The following is a 336-nucleotide window of genomic DNA, read 5'->3' on the forward strand; positions in this document are numbered from 1 at the left end:
AAAACAGCTGGTGTATGGCTATTTTGATTTTGGTATTCGCTTTAATATGGACGTGCTAGTGTTCACCAATGGCGCGCATGAAGGCATGGCTATCGCGCTAAAGTGGGTGACACAGCCAGGTGATATTGTGGCCATAGAAACGCCCTGTTATCATGGGATCATAGAGCTAATAGAAAGCTTAGGCCTTAAAGCGCTCGAAATACCACTGTGACCAGATAATGGCATGTGGTTAAGCGATTGGGAACGCGCTTTAAATCAGCATAATATTTTAGCGTGTGTCTTCTGCACCGCGATTCGTACGCCTGTAGTCCTCTGTATGCCAGAGACGACCCGCCC

The 336-nt window shown here is 47.3% G+C and carries 1 pseudogene; it reads left to right on the top strand.

Annotated features, from left to right (window positions below):
- Positions 1 to 211, top strand: a pseudogene (locus tag CWB66_RS23260) (aminotransferase-like domain-containing protein); the annotation flags it as partial.
- Positions 212 to 336 lie beyond the last annotated feature (125 nt).

The organism is Pseudoalteromonas sp. S558 (genome assembly GCF_005886635.1).
Classification (GTDB): domain Bacteria; phylum Pseudomonadota; class Gammaproteobacteria; order Enterobacterales; family Alteromonadaceae; genus Pseudoalteromonas; species Pseudoalteromonas aliena.